Below are 18,227 nucleotides of genomic sequence, written 5' to 3'. Positions count from 1 at the left end.
AACAAACGGAGAAAATAATCATGTTAACAACTCAAGATAAGCAAAATATAGTAAAAGAACATCAAAGAACAGAAGGTGATACAGGTTCACCAGAGGTTCAAGTAGCACTTTTAACAGCTAGAATTAATGATCTTCAAGGTCATTTTGCAAAACATAAAAAAGATAACCACTCAAGAAGAGGTCTTTTAAGATTAGTTAGTCAACGTCGTAAATTGTTAGACTATCTTCATGATAAAGATGTAGAAAGATACCGTAGCTTAATTGACAAACTAAACCTACGTAGATAATAATCGGTAATTCATCTAAAATTTCTTCATCACATATTAAAAAATATCAAAAAAATAAGGTTGAACTGTGAAAATATATAGAGAAGTCTTTGAATTAGGAAATAAAAAAATCACCTTAGAAACAGGTGGCATGGCTCGTCAAGCAGATGGTTCTGTAGTAGTTAGTTGCGGCAAGAATATTGTACTAGTAACTACAACAGTCAAAAAAACTGTAGCAGCTGGAGCTGATTTTTTTCCTCTTTCTGTACACTACTTAGAAAAGTCGTATGCAGCTGGAAAAATTCCTGGAGGATTTACAAGAAGAGAAGCTAGACCTCCTGAGGAGCAGATTCTTATTTCAAGACTTATTGATAGATCTATTAGACCATTATTTCCAGATGGTTTTTTTAATGAGATTCAGATAGTAGCTACGGTTATTTCTTATGATGGCAGTTTTTCACCAGATATATTGGCTTTAATTGGAGCGTCTGCTTCTTTAGCTATATCTGGAGCACCTTATGATGATGTTATAGCTGGTGTTAGAGTGGGTTACATTAATGGTAAATATATTCTAAACCCTAATAAAGAAGATTTAAAAGAATCAGCTCTTGATTTAGTAGTTTCTGGTACAGATGATGCTATTTTAATGGTGGAGTCTGAAGCAAGAAGTTTACCAGAAAGTGTAATGTTAGGAGCAGTCCTATATGGACATAAGCATCTTAGAACTATAATTTCATCTATTAACAAGCTAGTAAAAGTAGCCTCTAAACCACGTATAGAATATACAGTTCATCAGATTAATAAGGTTCTTAAGGAACAGATTAAATCTAATTTTTTTGGTGAAATTAAGAATGTTTATATAGTAGCTTCTAAGCAAGATAGAAATATTAAATTAGCAGAGATTAGAAAGAATGTGTTAGAACATGTCTTTTCTAATGATGTTGATAACAATGAATATACTGAAAAAGAAATTATAGAAGCATTTCATTCTATAGAAAAAGATCTAGTAAGATCAAATATCCTTGATGGTAAACCAAGAATTGATGGTAGATGTACAGAAACAATTCGTCCAATAAACGTAAAAATTGGCGTTTTACCAGGTGCTCATGGCTCAGCTTTATTTACTCGTGGTGAAACACAAGCTCTTGTAGTTACAACTTTAGGCAGTGATAGAGACGCGCAATTGGTTGAAAGCTTAGACGGCGTTGAAAAAGCTAGATACATGCTTCATTATAATTTTCCACCGTATAGTGTTGGTGAATGTGGAATGGTTGGAATGGCACCAAAACGCCGCGAAATTGGTCATGCTAATCTTGCTAAACGTGCTACTAATGCCGTATTTCCTAATGAAGATGTTTACCCGTACGTTGTAAGGGTTGTCTCTGAAATATTAGAGTCAAATGGTTCAAGCTCTATGGCGACTGTGTGTGGTTCATCGCTTTCGATGATGGATGCAGGTGTTCCTATAGCTGAGCCTGTAGCTGGTATTGCGATGGGACTTATTAAGGATGGTTCAAGATACGCGGTTTTATCTGATATTCTGGGAGATGAGGACCATTTGGGTGATATGGACTTTAAAGTTGCTGGTACTAGATATGGTGTCACAGCTTTACAGATGGATATCAAAATCAAAGGTATTTCTAGAGAGATTTTAGAGCAAGCTTTAGAGCAAGCAAGAGTCGGTAGATTACATATTTTAGGTATAATGAATGAAGTTATTAAAGAACATAAAGAAGATGTTTCATCTGCAGCTCCTCAAATTCATATACTTAACGTTAATCCTAGTAAAATAAAAGATATCGTTGGTCGCGGTGGCTCTACTATAAAAGCAATAATAGAAAGAACAGGTGCTCAAATTGATACAAACGATACTGGTGAAGTTAAGGTTTTTGCAAAAAATAAAAGTTCTCTTGATATGGCAGTTAGAGAAATAGAGGCTATTGTGGCAGAGGTCGAAGAAGGACAGGTTTATAAAGGTAAAGTTGTTAAAATCTTAGAGTCAGGAGTGTTTGTTAATCTAATCGGCGATAAAGATGGTTATCTATCTTTTCAGGATATCGAACAAACCGGTGTAAAATCAAACTCTATAGTTGAAGGTCAAGGTCTTGAAGTTATAGCCCAAAACATAGATAGAAATGGTAGAGTTAAACTTTCTCTAGTAGCAAGGTAATTTTATGAGTACAGAAGTTCAAAGCGTTGATCCTATTAATTTTACAGATGCAGCTTCTCTAAAAGTTAAAGAACTTATAGAAGAAGAGGGGGATGATTCTCTTAGCTTAAGAGTTTATATAACAGGTGGAGGGTGCTCTGGTTTTCAGTATGCTTTTGCATTTGATAATGAGATAAAGCAAGACGATATTGTTATTACTAAAAATGGAGTTAGACTTTTAGTTGATTCAATGAGTTTCCAATATCTAGTTGGGGCAGATGTTGACTACAAGGATGACGTTGAGGGAGCATACTTTGTTATTAGAAATCCAAATGCGAAAACTACGTGTGGTTGTGGCTCATCTTTTTCTGTATAATACATACTCATAATGTTTTATTAAATCTTAGTTTGGAATTTTTATGAAAATTGCTAATTTTGAAGTTGGAAATGGCAAACCATTTTTTTTAATGTCTGGTCCATGTGTAATAGAGTCCGAGCAGATGGCTATGGACACAGCTGGGTACTTAACAGAAGTAACAAAAGAGTTAGGTATTAATTTTGTCTATAAGTCATCCTTTGATAAAGCTAATCGCTCATCTATCGACAGCTTTAGAGGCTTGGGGGTTGATAAGGGTCTAGAAATTCTATCTAAAGTAAAAAAAGTTTATAATGTCCCAGTTGTGACAGACGTACACGAGGATACTCCTTTTGCGGAGGTTGCAGAAGTTGTTGATGTTTTGCAAACTCCAGCTTTTTTATGTCGTCAGACAAATTTTATATTAGACGTATGTAAGCAAAATAAGCCAGTAAATATTAAAAAAGGGCAGTTTTTAGCACCTTGGGATATGCAACATGTAGTAGCTAAAGCAAAATCGACAGGCAATGAAAACATAATGGTTTGTGAAAGAGGTGTTAGTTTTGGTTATAATAATTTAGTTTCAGATATGCGTTCTCTTGAGATAATGAAGTCTACAGGTTGTCCAGTGGTTTTTGACGCTACACATTCTGTTCAACTTCCAGGTGGTCAAGGTAGTTCTTCTGGCGGTCAAAGAGAGTTTGTGCCAGTACTTTCAAAAGCTGCTATTGCAGTTGGTATTGATGGTTTATTTATGGAAACACATCCTAATCCTGATCAAGCAAAGAGTGATGGTCCAAACTCTTTTCCAATGTATAAAATAAAAGAGTTTTTAAAGTTATTGAAAGAACTTGATTTTTTAGTAAAATCTCAACCTAAGATACAGCTATAAAAGGAAGTAAGATATAGTGTCAAATAAAGTTTTTATAATGGGTATCGTAGGAGGTTCTGGTTCTGGGAAAACCCTTTTTTCGAATGCTGTAGTTGAGATGTTAGAAACTCACCATCTTGATAAAGTAGCAGTTATCTCTGAAGATAGATACTATAAAGATTGGGGCACAATCCTTGGTCAAGAAAAAGCAGCTAAAGTTAACTACGATCATCCAGATGCTTTTGATCATGCACTTTTAAAGAAAGATCTTGTAAAATTAATAAAAGGTGAAGATATTTACGTTCCATATTATGATTATAATACTCATTCACGAGTTAGCTGTATGTCTGAGAGGGTAACAAGTGGAGTTAACGTTATAATATTAGAAGGCATTATGCTATTTAACGATCCAGAGATACTTAATATGATGGATTTTAAAGTATATATGGATACACCATCAGATCTATGCTTTATAAGACGATTATTACGAGACCAAAATGAAAGAGGTAGAACAGTTGATTGTATTGTTAATCAGTATTTAGATACTGTTAGACCTATGCATATAAAGTTTATTGAGCCTTCTAAACGAAAAGCTGATATAATTATCCCCGATGGGGCACAAAATAAAACTGTAATAGATATTGTTTACAACAAGGTAAAACAATTATTAAAATAAAACGTCCTAAAATAAAGGAGTATAAAATATGGCTAGAGTAACAGTAGAAGATTGTTTAGATAAAGTAGAAACAAGGTTTGATTTAGTAGTATTAGCTTCTATGCGTGCAAATAATATCTTAAAGAGTGGCTACACTGAATCAGGAAATGAAAAAAAAGAGAAGGCAACAGTATTAGCATTAAGAGAAATTGCAGAATCAAAACTTACAGCAGAAGAAATACTAAAAAGTGAGATCGTTGGATAATTAAATAAGCCAAAAAATATTGACTTATTATAAAGTATATATATAATATGTTTTTGTCGGGTGCTTAGCTCAGCTGGGAGAGCATCGCCCTTACAAGGCGAGGGTCGGGGGTTCGAACCCCTCAGCACCCACCACGACAAATTCAAAAATTTTACTGTAGCTATATTGTTATAAAACACTGCAAAAAAATACTTAGTTATTTTAAACTTAATTCACGGTTTCACGAAAGTAACAGTAATAATGAGACATATCAAATCAATTCAGTAAATTAGTTTTTATAGTAGTTTATCTATATTAAACCCAAGATATTTTATTAATAATTAAAAGCCCAACTTTGATTGTATTTGTTAAATTTATTACATAAAATTGCTCTAATTAATTTTTTAAATTAAAATCTAAATGGGAAGATCTAGAAAAAATAAGCTTAAAGAAGGTATCTTTGAAGCTGAAATTATATCCTTAAGCCATGATGGTAGAGGTATAGCAAAGGTTGATGGTAAAACCACTTTTATACCTTTTACGCTCCCTACTGAAATAGTCAAATTTGAATACACGTTTTCAAAAACTAAGTTTGATGAAGGTCGAGTGATTGAATTTGTTAAAAAATCACCTGATAGAATCGCTCCTAAATGTGAGTATTTTGAAACTTGTGGAGGCTGTAATCTACAGCATATGTCACCTATAGCTCAAATCGAGCATAAACAAAATACCTTATTTAACCAGCTAAAATATATTGGACAAGGGGTAGTTCCTGAAAGTATTTTACCGCCTTTACAAACGGAAAATACGGAAGGGTATCGAAATAAAGCTAGATTAGGTGTTCGTTACGTAAACAAAAAGAATAAAATCCTAGTTGGTTTTAGGGAACGTAATGGCAGATTTTTGGCAGAAATTGATAAATGTGTAGTTCTAAACCCTGTAGTGGGTGAGAAGATAGCATATATAGCAAGCTTTGTTGAAAGTTTATCCATTTATCAGCAAATAGCTCAACTAGAAGTGGCTATAGATGATTATAGGACAGCTATTATCTTTAGGCATTTAGAACCATTCGCTAATGAAGATATTGAAAAATTAAAAAAATTCGGTAACGAAAATAACTATTGGATTTATCTTCAGTCAAAAGGGCCTGACACTGTATTTAGGTTATATCCAGAAAAATCTCAAACACCAACTCAACTTAGTTATCAACCAGCTGATGGTATAAAAATAAACTTTGAACCGAACGATTTTACTCAAGTAAATAGCGACATAAACAGAAAAATGATCCGAAGAGCTATAACTCTTTTGGACGTATCAAAAGACGATTCAATTATTGATTTATTTTGTGGTTTAGGCAATTTTACTTTTCCGCTATCACAATATGCTAAATCTGTTATAGGTGTAGAAGGTGAACAGGCTATGGTTGAGCGAGCAATACAGACAGCAGATACTAACGGTATTCTTAATGTGAAGTTTTATACTGCTAACTTATTTGAGAGTTTCGAGGGTAAAGAGTGGTTCAGTAATTTTGAATATAATAAAATGCTTTTGGATCCACCAAGAGCTGGAGCTTTGGAAGTTTGCCAAAATATTGAAAAATTTGGTGTTCAAAAAATAGTATATGTATCATGTGATACAGCAACTTTAGCTAGAGATGCTGGGATTTTAGTTAACCAAAAAGGATACAAGCTAATACATGCTGGAGTAATGGATATGTTTCCTCATACTATGCATGTTGAATCTATAGCAGTTTTTGAAAAAACTTTTTAAGCTAAAATTATATGGTGCTATAGAACTAATGGTAAATGATTTTGTTTAATTGTACAATTTTATAGCTATTGTTTTATAATTAAAAGGTAACTAAAATGCTAAGCATAATTTTAAGGAAATTTTATACTCAGACATATACATACTTGGCTAGTTTTAAAGATTTTAAAAAAGAAGATATCTTCGACGGCTGGAGTAAAAAAGAGATAACTTGGTTATTTGTTTGTATATTATTAACAGGTATAACAAGTATTTTAACCCAAGCAGAGGCTATTATCTTTATATATTCACTGTTAAGTATAATTAACCTTATATTGGTTGCAAAAGGTAAACTCTTAAACTATTTTATAGGTATAGTTAGCTGCTTTTTATATGCTATTATTTCTTTACAGAATCAGGTATATGGACAATTTTTGCTATTTATATTGTTTTTTACTCCAATGCAATTTTATGGTTGGTACATCTGGTCAGACCCTGAGAATATGCATACTAGCTCAACAGTAAAAGCTAGGCGATTGACTTTAAAACAGTTTTTATCGATTTTAATTATAGTCGCGATATGTGCGTCTTTATATGGCTATTTCATTTTATACAAACTTTTTGAGCAAAATATAGGTTTATTAGCTGATTCTGTGGTGGGAGTAGTTTCTGTAATAGCATTCTTACTGATGGTGAGATCTTACGCTGAACAGTGGGTGCTGTGGCTTATTATAGATATTTTAACAATTGTGATTTGGTTAGATGGTTTAGTAGGTAAAGAAATTACGTTAGCTTTGACTCCTGTTGTTATTACTAGGTCTTTAACTTTAATTAATGCATTTTATGGTTATATTAGTTGGTTGAAAATGAATAAAATGCAAACTAAGGAAATAAAATGGTAATAAATATGTTCTAGAAATTCTTTACTTAAATTAGAAGTTATTTATTATAGCCTGCTAAAAACAAATTTTATCTGCGTAATTAACTTAACTTGTAAATCACCATTCTATATAATTTACAATTAGAAGCAAAAAATATTTAATTTAAATGACTGTTAGGCAAACACTTTTTCTAATTTTGACACCAATTATAGCAATGTGCGTACTATCTTTTGGTAACGGCTTTTTTACTACTTTTTCTTCGATCGAGCTTAATACTCTTGGAAGATCTAATTTTATAATAGGGATTATATCGGCTGCATATTTTTTTGGTATGACTACAGGTTCTTATTTTTCTCAGTTTACAATTACAAGAGTAGGTTATATTAGAGCTTTTGTATTGTTTGCTTCATTAATGGCTATAAGTACATTAATACTTGGTATTTTTAAGGGCATTTTTGTTTGGGTATTTTTTAGGTTCACTTGTGGATATGCTTTAGCAGCTTTATTTCTAATTATAGAAAGTTGGTGTATTTTATCGTCTGATAAAAAAAATAGAGGGTTAGTGTTTTCAATATACCTACTTGTATATTACGGTACACAAGCTTTTTCTCAGCTAATGATAAACTTTAATTTTAGTGAAAATTTGCTAGCATATTGTTTTATATCATCTCTATGTAGTATAGCTATTGTACTTATGGCGTTTACAGGAACAGTAGCACCTGTGCCTAATTCAGAGCAGGTTTGTTCCCCTATGAAAATTATAAAAAAAGTACCACTTGCAATGGCAGCTAGTGTTATAGGGGGTGCATTGTTAGGCTCAATATACACTTTGCTCCCTATATTTTTAGTTAGAGTTGATATTACGCATAATATGCTTTCAATTTTAATGATGACGACTATTTTAGGAGGGATGTTACTACAAGTTCCTATAGGTAAGCTATCTGATTTGATCGATCGTAGAAAAGTTATATTATTAGTAGCATTGGGGCTTATAATAACTTCTGTTTGTATTTGTCTATTTTACAAAACTCATTTATTATTTTTTATAGCAGTCTTTTTATTTGGTGGGTGTGCTTTTGTGGTGTATCCTTTATCAATATCTCATGCTAGTGATTTTTTAGATGAGCATGAAATTTTAGGAGCTATAGGCGTAATAACCATTGCATATGGAGTTGGTTCTGTTATTGGACCTATAATAATTTCTAATATTATGGATTTTGTAGGCCCGTTTGGTTTTTTTATCATAACAGCTTTATTCAGTACATTATTATGTTTATATACATTTTATAGATTATCAGCAAGAAAATCAGCTACAGGAACGGTGCAATTCACACCGATATCCCCTGAAAGTGTAGGGTTTAGTGAAGCTCAAGAAGTTGTTTCAGATAAGCTTATAGAGTAGCGACGTACTAAGTATATTGATTGCAAAGCTATTACACCTAGCTTATAATGACACAATAGATTTTTCAAGATTTCAAAAGACTTAATTTACCTAAAGGAGAATAGTTATGTCATCGTTAATTAAGCAAGTTGTTGCTAGACAGATATTAGATTCACGTGGAAATCCTACTGTTGAAGTAGATGTTGTTTTAGAAAGTGGTGCTTTTGGTAGAGCTGCAGTACCTTCTGGAGCATCTACTGGGATTAAAGAAGCATTAGAACTTAGGGATGGTAATAAAGACATTTATTTAGGAAAAAGTGTTTATAAAGCAGTTGAAAATGTTAACACTAAAATTGCCCAAGTTATAAAAGGACTAGATGCTTTAGACCAAAGATTAGTTGATAAAACTATGATAGATTTAGATGGTACAGAAAATAAAAAAAACCTAGGTGCAAATGCTATCTTAGGTGTATCTTTGGCTACAGCTAGAGCAGCAGCTTCACATTTGAGAAAACCTTTCTATCGTTATTTAATGGATGTACAAGAATATCTCATGCCTGTACCAATGATGAACGTTATCAATGGTGGTGCTCATGCGGATAACAATGTTGATATGCAAGAGTTCATGATAGTACCAGCAGGCTTTGAAAGTTTTTCAGAAGCACTAAGATGTGGTACAGAGGTTTTTCATACCTTAAAGAAAGTTTTAATAGAAGATGGTTATAGCATCGCTGGGGTAGGTGATGAAGGCGGCTATGCTCCAGATCTTCCATCAAATGAAGCTGCTATAGAAGCGATACTAAAAGCAGTCAAAAAGGCAGGTTATGAGCCAGGTAAGCATGTATTTATTGCTTTAGATCCAGCTAGTAGTGAGTTTTACAAAGATGGTAAGTATGAACTTAAGTCAGAAAATAAATCTCTAACAAGCCAAGAAATGGTTGATTACTACGCTGCATGGGTTGAAAAATACCCTATAATTTCTATCGAAGATGGTCTTGCTGAAGAAGATTGGGATGGCTGGAAATTATTAACAGAAAAACTTGGCTCAAAAGTACAATTAGTAGGTGATGATCTATTTGTAACAAATCCTAGTATCTTATCTAAAGGTATTGAAAAAGGTGTAGCCAATTCTATTTTAATTAAATTAAACCAAATCGGGTCTTTAACAGAAACTTTTGAGGCTATGGCTATGGCTGGCCAAGCAGGGTACACTTGTGTGATTTCACATCGTTCGGGTGAGACTTCTGATACGATTATAGCGGATTTAGCAGTAGCTACTTGTTCTGGACAAATAAAAACAGGCTCTCTTTCTAGATCTGATCGTATAGCTAAATATAATCAATTACTTAGAATAGAAGAAGAGTTAGGTGAAAATGCAATCTACCCGGGTATAAAAGCATTTGTGTTTAACTCTGATGAAGAAGAACCTCAAGAAATAGTAGTACAAGAAACTGAAAATGAAAAAGTTGTTATTCAAGTTCAATAACAGTAGTAGTTTTTTGCAAAATGGGTAAATCTAATACTTTTTTCTATATTTTTATAACAATAGTGTTACTTTTGATTACTATCTTACAATATGATTTGTGGTTTAGTAATACAGGATTACTTAGTTATGAGCATTTAAAAAAAGCAGTAAAAACTCAAACAAAGGAAGTCCAAGAGCAATATCAGACCAATGCCCAATTATATTCTGAGGTTGTTTCTTTACGTAAAAACAGTGAAGTACTAGAGAGTCTCGCCCGCCAAAATATGGGTTTTATAAAGAAAGGAGAGGTCTTTTATAGTGTCAAATGATTCTAGTAAATATGTAATAATTCCAGCTGCGGGTATTGGAACTAGAATGGCACTTGATATTCCTAAACAGTATTTTAAGCTTTCAAATAATAAAACTATCCTAGATACAGCTCTAGAGAAATTTATAGAACCCGATTTTTTTGATAAGGTCATAGTAGCTCTTAATAAAGATGATAACTTCTGGAAAGATTCTATATATTTTAGTCATCCTAAAGTAGTTACTTGTTTAGGGGGGGAGACACGTTTTGATAGCGTCTATAACGCTTTAAAACAGATACAAATAAGATCTCAGACTACCTGGATATTTGTTCATGACGCAGCAAGACCAAATGTTACATTCCAAGATACTAAAAATTTGTATGAAGCTGTTAAATTGTCTAAATGTAAAAGTGGGATCTTAGGTATTAGAGCCTTTGAAACGGTTAAGCAGGTGACTTCTAATAGCCCAATTACTATAGATAAAACACTTAATCGTGATAACATATGGTTAGCTCAAACTCCACAATTATGTGAGCTTAGTTTGTTGTATAATGCTTTTGAATATTGCCGGCTTAATGATTTAGCAAAGCTAGTTACAGATGAAGCATCAGCATTAGAATTATATGGAAGCAGTCCTTTAATTATTCAAGGATCTAGAAGTAATATTAAAGTAACAACTCAAGAAGACTTAGAGCTAATAGATTGGCTTTGCCGAGCTTATACCAATTCCAACACATATTAGTACTTTCTAACTTTGTATTTCATACCTAATTTAATCCTTTGATATTTGCCAATAGCCACTGCTATTGCCTGCACATCAAAAACTTAAATTAGTCATAAACTCCTTTGTGATAAATGCACCAATTTATGTTGGAATTGATATTAGCTAAGTAGTAATCCTATTATGTATCCAAAAATTATTACACATCCTATTATCACTAATAATGAATCTAATACAACCTTGCGATACTCTTTGCATTTAACATTTTTATAGATGATTAATACAGGTAGTATATATAATAAAAAAGCTACTGTTGGGGCGACCAGGATCCCTATTATGCGGAGTATACTAAAATTACATATCGTACAAACCCATAAAACTAAAAAAATAATAGTTATACAAAGGGTATTAATTAAAGAGTCTTTTACTTGTATATTACAAACACCTTTAAATAAATATCTGAACAAAAACTTTAAAGCTTCTTTTGAACCTATATAGCAGCCAATAAAAGAACTTATAATAGCTGTAAATACTATCATTGGTGCTAATATCTTTAAAAAAGTATTAGGGTGTTGCTTTTGTATTAGAGTTACTATAGAAAGATTATTAACGTTAGCCATATGAAGGTCAGCTACTGTAGTGCTTAATAAACATGAAGTTACAAAAAGTAGTACAAAAATAAATAGGATTAATGAATTAACCTTAAGTATTTTATATACTTTAGCTTTTTCATCCTCATGTTTAAGTTTGATATTCTCTCTGTAGAATATTACTAAGCTAGAAATAACAGGTGAATGATTCATTGACAATACAAGGATAGGTAAGACCATAAGTAATCCTTTTATGTAACTAATAAAACTAAAACTACTTTCGGTTATAAATTTGCCATTCCAGTAAGGAATTATATATACAGACAGAGTAATAACTAATATTATAAGAAATAAAACAGTAAACTGCATAAATCTAAGTATTATATTTATTCCTAAAGATACTATTATTAAAAGGGTTGATAAAATAAAAAAACTAAACCAAATACTTTGAGAGAGGTTAGAGTCCGTAATATTGTAATATAATAAGAAGTTACCTAATTCGCTGTTTAGACCTATAGAGTACATGGGCATATTTAAGAAAATAGCAAAAAAGTACAGTACCACACATATTAAACCGAGTAGCTTTCCTAGATTATGTGTAAAAACCTCTGCGATACCGCCATCATTAGCTCCAATAACAGTGTTAGCCATGTTTTTATGAGAATAGTAAGTTAAAGGAAGTGCCAAGATGAGTACTGTGGTTAATGCCCAAAAACCACTATCACCAGCTTGAATAGGTAAGTAAAGGAGCCCCGCTCCAACAGCTGTCCCAAAAAGTGTGAAAATCCATTGAGTGTCTATTTTTATGGTATTTGTATGATTTGTTTTTTTCACCTTTTGCTCCAATCCAGTATTACTTTGCCACACTTGCCACTTTTCATAATTTCGAAAGCTTCTTGGTAGTCATCTATATTAAATCTATGTGTAATCACAGAATTCATATCTAGTCCAGCTTGGACCATACTAGACATTAGATACCAAGTTTCAAACATTTCTCTACCATATATGCCTTTTAATATAAGACCTTTGAACAATATTGCACCCCAGTCAATAGTGATATCTCCAGATGAAATACCTAATAAAGACACCTTACCACCATGATTCATTACATTTAACATCATTGAGATTGCTGAATTTATACCTGACATTTCTAAACCTACATCAAAGCCTTCTGTCATACCAATTTCAGACATTATATCTTTCATTTTTTTGGTCAATTCATCTTGTGATTTAAAATTTCCCACGTTAAAAGCAAAAGTAGCACCAAAATCTTTTGCTTTCTTAAGTCGATATTCATTAATGTCAGTTACAACGATTCTTCTAGCACCACAAAACCTCGCAATTTTAACAGCCATAAGGCCAATTGGACCAGCTCCTGTAATAAGGACATCTTCTCCAGTTAGGTTAAACGATAAAGCAGTATGCACTGCGTTACCAAGAGGATCAAAAATACTAGCAATATCATCACAGATGGTATCAGGAACTTTAAAAACATTAGCAGCAGTCATCACTAAGTATTCAGCAAAAGCTCCCTGTACATTTACTCCAATACCTACCGTGGACCTACACAAATGACGTTTTCCTGCTTTACAATTACGACAAAGTCCACATACTAAATGTCCTTCACCAGAGACTCTATCGCCTATATTTAATCCTTTTACTCCATCACCCTTGGCTGCTACTTCACCAACAAACTCATGCCCTATAATCATAGGCACAGGGATTGTTTGTTGAGACCACTTGTCCCAGTTATATATATGTAGATCCGTACCGCAGATAGCAGTTTTTCTTATTTTAATTAAAACGTCATTATAACCATATTCTGGTATAGGAGCGTCATTTATCATCCAAATTCCAGGCTCTTTCTTTAACTTTGCTAAAGCTTTCATATTTAAAAAAATCCTTTATGTAGTTTTGTTTATTAAAGTTGTTGCTTAAATCTTAGTACTATAGCTAACTACGCTAAAAAGTAGTACGTCATTCAGTTGGGATTGACCACGTAATCTACTGGAATAGCTTGATTTTAAGCTATTCCAGTTAGTACTGCTTTTTATACCTAGCAGGCTATAAATGCTCATAGATATATTAGAGTTAGTTTTTATTTTCATTTTCATCAAAAATGCTGAAAATAGTAAGCTTATTTAGCTCTAGCTTATTTTTTGTTGATATGAGTTTAAATTAACAAGCTTTTATTTCCTAAGTTCTGTCAAGCATTATATGATGTTCAGCTCTTTAGCTGCTTTTGTAAAGCTATCCACAGCTTTATCTATTTGTTCAAAAGTATGGGCAGCTGACATTTGAGTTCTAATTCGGGCTTTGCCTTTTGGAACTACAGGGTATGAAAAAGCTATAACATAAATACCATATTCTAGAAGTTTATCAGCAAGAATTGCTGCTGTTTTTTCATCATATATCATTACTGGGATAATAGGATGTTCCCCAGGAACCAGATCAAAACCAGCTGCTGACATTTTTGTTCTAAATCGTTGCTGGTTTAATTGGAGTTGTTCCCTTAGGTGGTTAGAATTTTTAGTTATTTCAAGAGCTTTTAGAGATGTTTTTGTAATAATAGGTGCTAAAGCATTTGAGAATAAATATGGCCGAGATAGATTTTTTAATAAATCTACTACTTCTTTTTTTGCACATATATATCCACCAGATGCTCCACCTAAGCCTTTTCCGAGAGTTCCTGTTAAAATATCCACACGACCCATAACATTACAATGCTCTATTGAGCCTTTACCATTTTTTCCTACAAAACCAGCAGCATGAGAATCATCAACCATAACTATAGCATTATATTTATCAGCTAGATCACAAATTGATTTTAAATCTGCGATTATACCATCCATAGAAAAAACACCATCTGTAGCAATCATCTTAAATCTAGCTCCAGCTTTATCAGCTTCGATAAGCTTATCTTCTAGTTCTTTCATATCATTGTTATCGTATCTAAATCTCATAGCTTTGCAAAGTCTAACACCATCTATAATACTGGCGTGGTTTAAAGAATCACTAATAATAGCATCTTCTTTTGTGAGTAGAGTTTCAAATAACCCAGCATTAGCATCAAAGCAAGAAGGGTATAAAATAGTATCTTCAAATCCAAAAAAATCACTCAACTCTTTTTCTAATTGTTTATGCACACTATTTGTTCCACAAATAAACCTTACAGAAGCCATACCATATCCACATTCTTCAATATGCTCTTTTGCATAAGCAACTAGTTCTGGATTATTCGCAAAACCAAGGTAATTATTTGCACAGAAATTAATTAAAGTCTTACCATTTTCTAGAGTTATTAACGGTTCTTGGGGGGTTGTTATAATTCGCTCACTTTTGTAGGTTCCTGCATTTTTTATTTCTTTAATTTTATCTCTAATACTGCAATAAAAGCTTTTATCCATAATAGTTGACCTCATTTCTACTAATCACAAAAAATAATATAATATGTAAATATAGCGGAAACTAGTACATTTTGGAAATATTTTGATTAAAAGTACTTAAGAATATCAGGAACATAAAAAGAAGAAAGAAAAGTTCTCTCTTTTAGAATTTAATTACTCAGCAAAAGCATCTTGCGAGTAATTTGCTAAACTATTGACGTTATCACCAGTAATAACATTTTGGTAGTAAGTAGAAGCTGTACCCATCGCTGGTTGGTTTATAGCCCAGAACATAGATCCACCAAAACCTTTTTCGGCAACGTAGTCAATCATTTGTTTATCAAGCTCCAGTCCTTCCCATTCTCCAGATGCAGCTTGCCCACCTGGTTCAAAGCCAAGAACTACTAAGCTTGGATTTACGTATTTAGAGAAGCTATTTAACATATCCTCATAAACGGCTTTAGTCCAAGTTTTGCCATTAGGCATATCATTAGGACTTACATCGTAAGCCATTATATTTACCCAATTGACAACCTCATCTAATGAAGATCCATTGTCTTTTAACCATTTTTCAATAGCTATACCTTCTCCATCAGAATTAAAGTTGTTTGCAAAACCGTGATTTTTACTACTTTCAAAGAAAGCGTTAAATCTGGTAGTATAACCTATTTGCTTATCACTCATGCCTTCAGCATCTAGTTTTTCTCTTAAGGTTTTAAGAGTTTTAGCTAAAGTTGCTAATTGTTGCTCTTTATTAGGGTTGGGTGAACCATCAGCCAATTGGCTTAAATGTTCCCAGTCAAAATCTACGCCATCACCACTAAGTTTTAATAGTTCGATAACCTGATTAACAAAAGCGTCTATTTGATCATCACTAATTGTTTGTTGTAAATCAGACCAGCCACCAATTGCCCATATGAACTTACCATTATTAGCATGGGTTAGGTTTATGAGAGAGTCTATACGCACCCTCTGCCAATTATAGTTATTATCCCACGGGTTTTGATAGTTACCCATAACACTTAGAACATCAGCGCCAGCCATACTTTCATTTATATGACCACTATTCCATTTTTTATTAGCAGGATTTTCTGGATTTGGCGAGCTATCTAATGTTAAGAAAGAGTATAGTACATGAGTATATGGAGCCACATCTTCAGCACTACCTTTATAGTCACCACTTATTAAACCTGGCTTCCAGTTTTCCCAATAACCTATAACTTTTTTACCAGCTTCAATAGGAGCGACTTGTTCAAAAGTTAAATTAACATTTTGCTCGTTTTGATCAGCCACAAAAGAACTAGGATTTATACTATCTTTGTATCCAGAGATTTTATCAGCAGATACAGTCCAAGTATTACCATCTTTTGGTAGTTGCTCAGTATAAACACCACTAGCGTTAACCTTTAGTTGTTGAGAATCACCATTACTACTTGTGAATTTTAAAGTAGTCTCTTTACCTTTTGGTAGATCAGTAACAGTAATATTTACAGCTTCTGTTGGGATTTCTTCTGATGTAAATTGTAATTGTGCTTCTGACTTATTAAAGCTATAGACTACTACTTCAGTAGGTTCTGATACGTACGCTCTGCCATCATAAGTAAAGTCTTTAGCCGTAATTGTATATTTAACACCTTCAGTAGATGCAGGTAAGTCATCAATAACTGTTGGAGAAGTGAAATTTACGGTACCTTCTGAAGCGACATTTCCAGCTTCATCCTTAACTACATAATCTACAGCTTTTGAAACGCTTCTGTCTGCAGAGGCTATTAAGTTTATAGATCCTACTTGTGCTTGTTCATAACTTATTGCGATGTTTTTAGTTTCACCTTTAGCTATAGAGAAGTTATTAGGAGTTGCAGTACCACGGCTGGAACCGATAGAGCTAACAGAAACTTTTAATTCTCCTGCAGGGACTTTAAGGTCAACAGAAGAGTTCCAATTAACATTTTTTCTCAGCTACTTTAGTGTTATTTTTATCAAATACAGTTACAGTAGGTAAAGAAGAGTCAGTAACAAAGGCAGGCTTTGCTGGTATAGTAATAGTAAGAGTAGCTTTTTCTTTAGCAGGATCTTCACCTACTAGTTTCCAAGGTCCCCATTCTCCAGAAGTTTCAGGGTTGTTACCTTGCGTCCACCATTTAGCCTCGTATATAGAGTTGTTATATGTTACTTGGTCACCTGCAGTATAAACAGCAGAAGGATCCCAGGCTTTTATACCTGGAGTAGGTTCAGGAGCAGGTTTTGCGGTATAAGTTAACGCAATAGTTGTAGTTGTAGCAGAAACTGTTACTGTAGAAGGAGAAATAGTACCTTCATCACCTTTAAGTTTAACAGTATAAGTTTCTGAGCCATCTTTTGGATATTCTAAAGTAACTTTACCATTTGAAACAGTAAAAGTACCTTTTGGACTTACAAAATCGATATCAGCCGTAGTAGGAAGTTGACCTTGAATAGAAACATTTGCTGTAACCTTTTCAGCTGGAGTTGGACTTGGACCAGGACCTGTCTCATCCCAAGCATCAGCACCATATATACCAGAAGGTCTATACGCAGCTGATTTACACCAACCTTCATATGGCCAAGGTTTACATTTATAAGTTTTGCCTTGATCAGTTACAATAGTACCTGCAGAGTAGCTACTTAGGTCAGAAGTAGACCAAGCTTCAGTAGCAAAAGCTGAAGACCCCATTAGGCTTAAGGTTACTATTGAGATTAATTTTCTTTTTATATTCATATTTTTCTCCTTAGTTTTAACATAAACAATTATGTTTACTGACTATGATTATAACTATAAGTCAATAGATTTGGTAGGTGTGTAATTAATAGTCACTAGTTAAAATTAATTAGTAATAATTAATAGTATATAAAGTGCTAAAGATGTTTAAACCACTTATTTACTTAAAATAATGAGCATTTGGAAAAATGTTATATGTTTCTAATTCTGTTAAAACTATAATTTTAGAATGTTTTTACCTTGTTATTCTTATCTAATAACAACTTGCAATAACTTCACAATACATAATAAGCAATTACCTATAGAATTCTAAACGCTAAAAAATCAAAAAACTTTAAAAATTTTAGAAAAATCTCTTGCGTTGAGAGATGTAGGTGTGTATTATATGTCTTCACTGGCTGACGGGTGATGTTAGCGGTAGAGAGGGTTTAGGCCTGAAAGATATTTAAGAGATATATTATATACAAACACT

Annotated in this window: 17 protein-coding genes and 1 tRNA gene; 13 read left to right on the top strand and 5 right to left on the bottom strand. The window is 33.0% G+C overall.

What is annotated here, in order from left to right; translation table 11 throughout:
- Positions 1-20: 20 nt before the first annotated feature.
- From rpsO to E3E15_RS05080, 13 genes are all read left to right on the top strand, one after another.
- A complete protein-coding gene (gene rpsO, locus E3E15_RS05140) occupies positions 21-287 on the top strand; it encodes a 30S ribosomal protein S15 (protein WP_081835921.1) in 267 nt (88 codons plus the stop codon).
- Positions 288-354: 67 nt separating this feature from the next.
- A complete protein-coding gene (gene pnp, locus E3E15_RS05135) occupies positions 355-2,436 on the top strand; it encodes a polyribonucleotide nucleotidyltransferase (protein ID WP_172106847.1) in 2,082 nt (693 codons plus the stop codon).
- 4 nt (positions 2,437-2,440) lie between these two features.
- Positions 2,441-2,791, top strand: coding sequence for an iron-sulfur cluster insertion protein ErpA (gene erpA / locus E3E15_RS05130; protein ID WP_035719590.1), 351 nt, complete (start codon positions 2,441-2,443; stop codon positions 2,789-2,791).
- Between the two features lie 43 nt (positions 2,792-2,834).
- The gene (kdsA, locus tag E3E15_RS05125; protein ID WP_172106845.1) at positions 2,835-3,662 is read left to right on the top strand and encodes a 3-deoxy-8-phosphooctulonate synthase; all 828 of its coding nucleotides are present in this window, start codon (positions 2,835-2,837) and stop codon (positions 3,660-3,662) included.
- A gap of 37 nt (positions 3,663-3,699) precedes the next feature.
- Positions 3,700-4,317 carry a uridine kinase gene (gene udk / locus E3E15_RS05120; protein ID WP_425352919.1) on the top strand — a complete coding sequence of 206 codons (618 nt, stop codon included), beginning with the start codon at positions 3,700-3,702 and terminating at the stop codon, positions 4,315-4,317.
- 28 nt (positions 4,318-4,345) lie between these two features.
- Positions 4,346-4,561 (top strand): DNA-directed RNA polymerase subunit omega, encoded by a 216-nt coding sequence (gene rpoZ / locus E3E15_RS05115; RefSeq protein WP_035719587.1) that lies wholly within the window; start codon positions 4,346-4,348, stop codon positions 4,559-4,561.
- Between the two features lie 58 nt (positions 4,562-4,619).
- Positions 4,620-4,695 (top strand) — tRNA-Val (locus E3E15_RS05110).
- 265 nt (positions 4,696-4,960) lie between these two features.
- Positions 4,961-6,310 (top strand): 23S rRNA (uracil(1939)-C(5))-methyltransferase RlmD, encoded by a 1,350-nt coding sequence (gene rlmD / locus E3E15_RS05105; RefSeq protein ID WP_172106843.1) that lies wholly within the window; start codon positions 4,961-4,963, stop codon positions 6,308-6,310.
- A 95-nt stretch (positions 6,311-6,405) separates the two neighbouring features.
- Complete coding sequence (pnuC, locus tag E3E15_RS05100; RefSeq protein WP_081835920.1) at positions 6,406-7,188, top strand: nicotinamide riboside transporter PnuC; 783 nt, start codon at positions 6,406-6,408, stop codon at positions 7,186-7,188.
- 145 nt (positions 7,189-7,333) lie between these two features.
- Positions 7,334-8,569 (top strand): MFS transporter, encoded by a 1,236-nt coding sequence (locus E3E15_RS05095; RefSeq protein ID WP_035719584.1) that lies wholly within the window; start codon positions 7,334-7,336, stop codon positions 8,567-8,569.
- A 106-nt stretch (positions 8,570-8,675) separates the two neighbouring features.
- Positions 8,676-10,034 (top strand): phosphopyruvate hydratase, encoded by a 1,359-nt coding sequence (gene eno / locus E3E15_RS05090; RefSeq protein WP_035719582.1) that lies wholly within the window; start codon positions 8,676-8,678, stop codon positions 10,032-10,034.
- A gap of 20 nt (positions 10,035-10,054) precedes the next feature.
- The gene (locus E3E15_RS05085) at positions 10,055-10,342 is read left to right on the top strand and encodes an FtsB family cell division protein (RefSeq protein ID WP_035719580.1); all 288 of its coding nucleotides are present in this window, start codon (positions 10,055-10,057) and stop codon (positions 10,340-10,342) included.
- Positions 10,343-10,388: 46 nt separating this feature from the next.
- The gene (locus E3E15_RS05080; protein ID WP_051686761.1) at positions 10,389-11,063 is read left to right on the top strand and encodes an IspD/TarI family cytidylyltransferase; all 675 of its coding nucleotides are present in this window, start codon (positions 10,389-10,391) and stop codon (positions 11,061-11,063) included.
- Positions 11,064-11,203: 140 nt separating this feature from the next.
- Here E3E15_RS05080 and E3E15_RS05075 read toward each other — a convergent pair whose 3' ends face one another.
- The 5 genes from E3E15_RS05075 to E3E15_RS07910 form a co-directional block, all read right to left on the bottom strand.
- The gene (locus tag E3E15_RS05075) at positions 11,204-12,466 is read right to left on the bottom strand and encodes an amino acid permease (protein WP_035719578.1); all 1,263 of its coding nucleotides are present in this window, start codon (positions 12,464-12,466) and stop codon (positions 11,204-11,206) included.
- On the bottom strand, positions 12,463-13,521 hold the full coding sequence (gene tdh / locus E3E15_RS05070; RefSeq protein WP_035719577.1) for an L-threonine 3-dehydrogenase: 1,059 nt from the start codon (positions 13,519-13,521) through the stop codon (positions 12,463-12,465). Before tdh ends, E3E15_RS05075 begins: the two co-directional genes overlap by 4 nt.
- A gap of 324 nt (positions 13,522-13,845) precedes the next feature.
- A complete protein-coding gene (locus tag E3E15_RS05065; protein ID WP_172106841.1) occupies positions 13,846-15,039 on the bottom strand; it encodes a glycine C-acetyltransferase in 1,194 nt (397 codons plus the stop codon).
- A gap of 153 nt (positions 15,040-15,192) precedes the next feature.
- Positions 15,193-16,311, bottom strand: a complete 1,119-nt coding sequence (locus E3E15_RS07915; protein ID WP_245313650.1) for a glycosyl hydrolase family 18 protein — start codon at positions 16,309-16,311, stop codon at positions 15,193-15,195.
- A gap of 649 nt (positions 16,312-16,960) precedes the next feature.
- Positions 16,961-17,755, bottom strand: coding sequence for a carbohydrate-binding protein (locus E3E15_RS07910; protein WP_245313649.1), 795 nt, complete (start codon positions 17,753-17,755; stop codon positions 16,961-16,963).
- Positions 17,756-18,227: the final 472 nt, after the last annotated feature.

Source organism: Allofrancisella frigidaquae (assembly GCF_012222825.1).
GTDB classification, from domain to species: Bacteria; Pseudomonadota; Gammaproteobacteria; order Francisellales; family Francisellaceae; genus Francisella; species Francisella frigidaquae.
The sequence above is the reverse complement of the archived record's forward strand: the minus strand, read 5'-3'. Positions and strand labels throughout refer to the sequence as shown.

Coding starts and splice junctions, on each gene's coding strand:
- rpoZ (WP_035719587.1), top strand. CDS start 4,346: ATGGCTAGAGTAACAGTAGAAGATTGTTTAGATAAAGTAGAAACAAGG.
- eno (WP_035719582.1), top strand. CDS start 8,676: ATGTCATCGTTAATTAAGCAAGTTGTTGCTAGACAGATATTAGATTCA.
- kdsA (WP_172106845.1), top strand. CDS start 2,835: ATGAAAATTGCTAATTTTGAAGTTGGAAATGGCAAACCATTTTTTTTA.
- udk (WP_425352919.1), top strand. CDS start 3,700: ATGGGTATCGTAGGAGGTTCTGGTTCTGGGAAAACCCTTTTTTCGAAT.
- pnuC (WP_081835920.1), top strand. CDS start 6,406: ATGCTAAGCATAATTTTAAGGAAATTTTATACTCAGACATATACATAC.
- rlmD (WP_172106843.1), top strand. CDS start 4,961: ATGGGAAGATCTAGAAAAAATAAGCTTAAAGAAGGTATCTTTGAAGCT.
- tdh (WP_035719577.1), bottom strand. CDS start 13,521: ATGAAAGCTTTAGCAAAGTTAAAGAAAGAGCCTGGAATTTGGATGATA.
- rpsO (WP_081835921.1), top strand. CDS start 21: ATGTTAACAACTCAAGATAAGCAAAATATAGTAAAAGAACATCAAAGA.
- E3E15_RS05065 (WP_172106841.1), bottom strand. CDS start 15,039: ATGGATAAAAGCTTTTATTGCAGTATTAGAGATAAAATTAAAGAAATA.
- E3E15_RS05085 (WP_035719580.1), top strand. CDS start 10,055: ATGGGTAAATCTAATACTTTTTTCTATATTTTTATAACAATAGTGTTA.
- E3E15_RS07910 (WP_245313649.1), bottom strand. CDS start 17,755: ATGAATATAAAAAGAAAATTAATCTCAATAGTAACCTTAAGCCTAATG.
- E3E15_RS05095 (WP_035719584.1), top strand. CDS start 7,334: ATGACTGTTAGGCAAACACTTTTTCTAATTTTGACACCAATTATAGCA.
- erpA (WP_035719590.1), top strand. CDS start 2,441: ATGAGTACAGAAGTTCAAAGCGTTGATCCTATTAATTTTACAGATGCA.
- E3E15_RS05080 (WP_051686761.1), top strand. CDS start 10,389: ATGGCACTTGATATTCCTAAACAGTATTTTAAGCTTTCAAATAATAAA.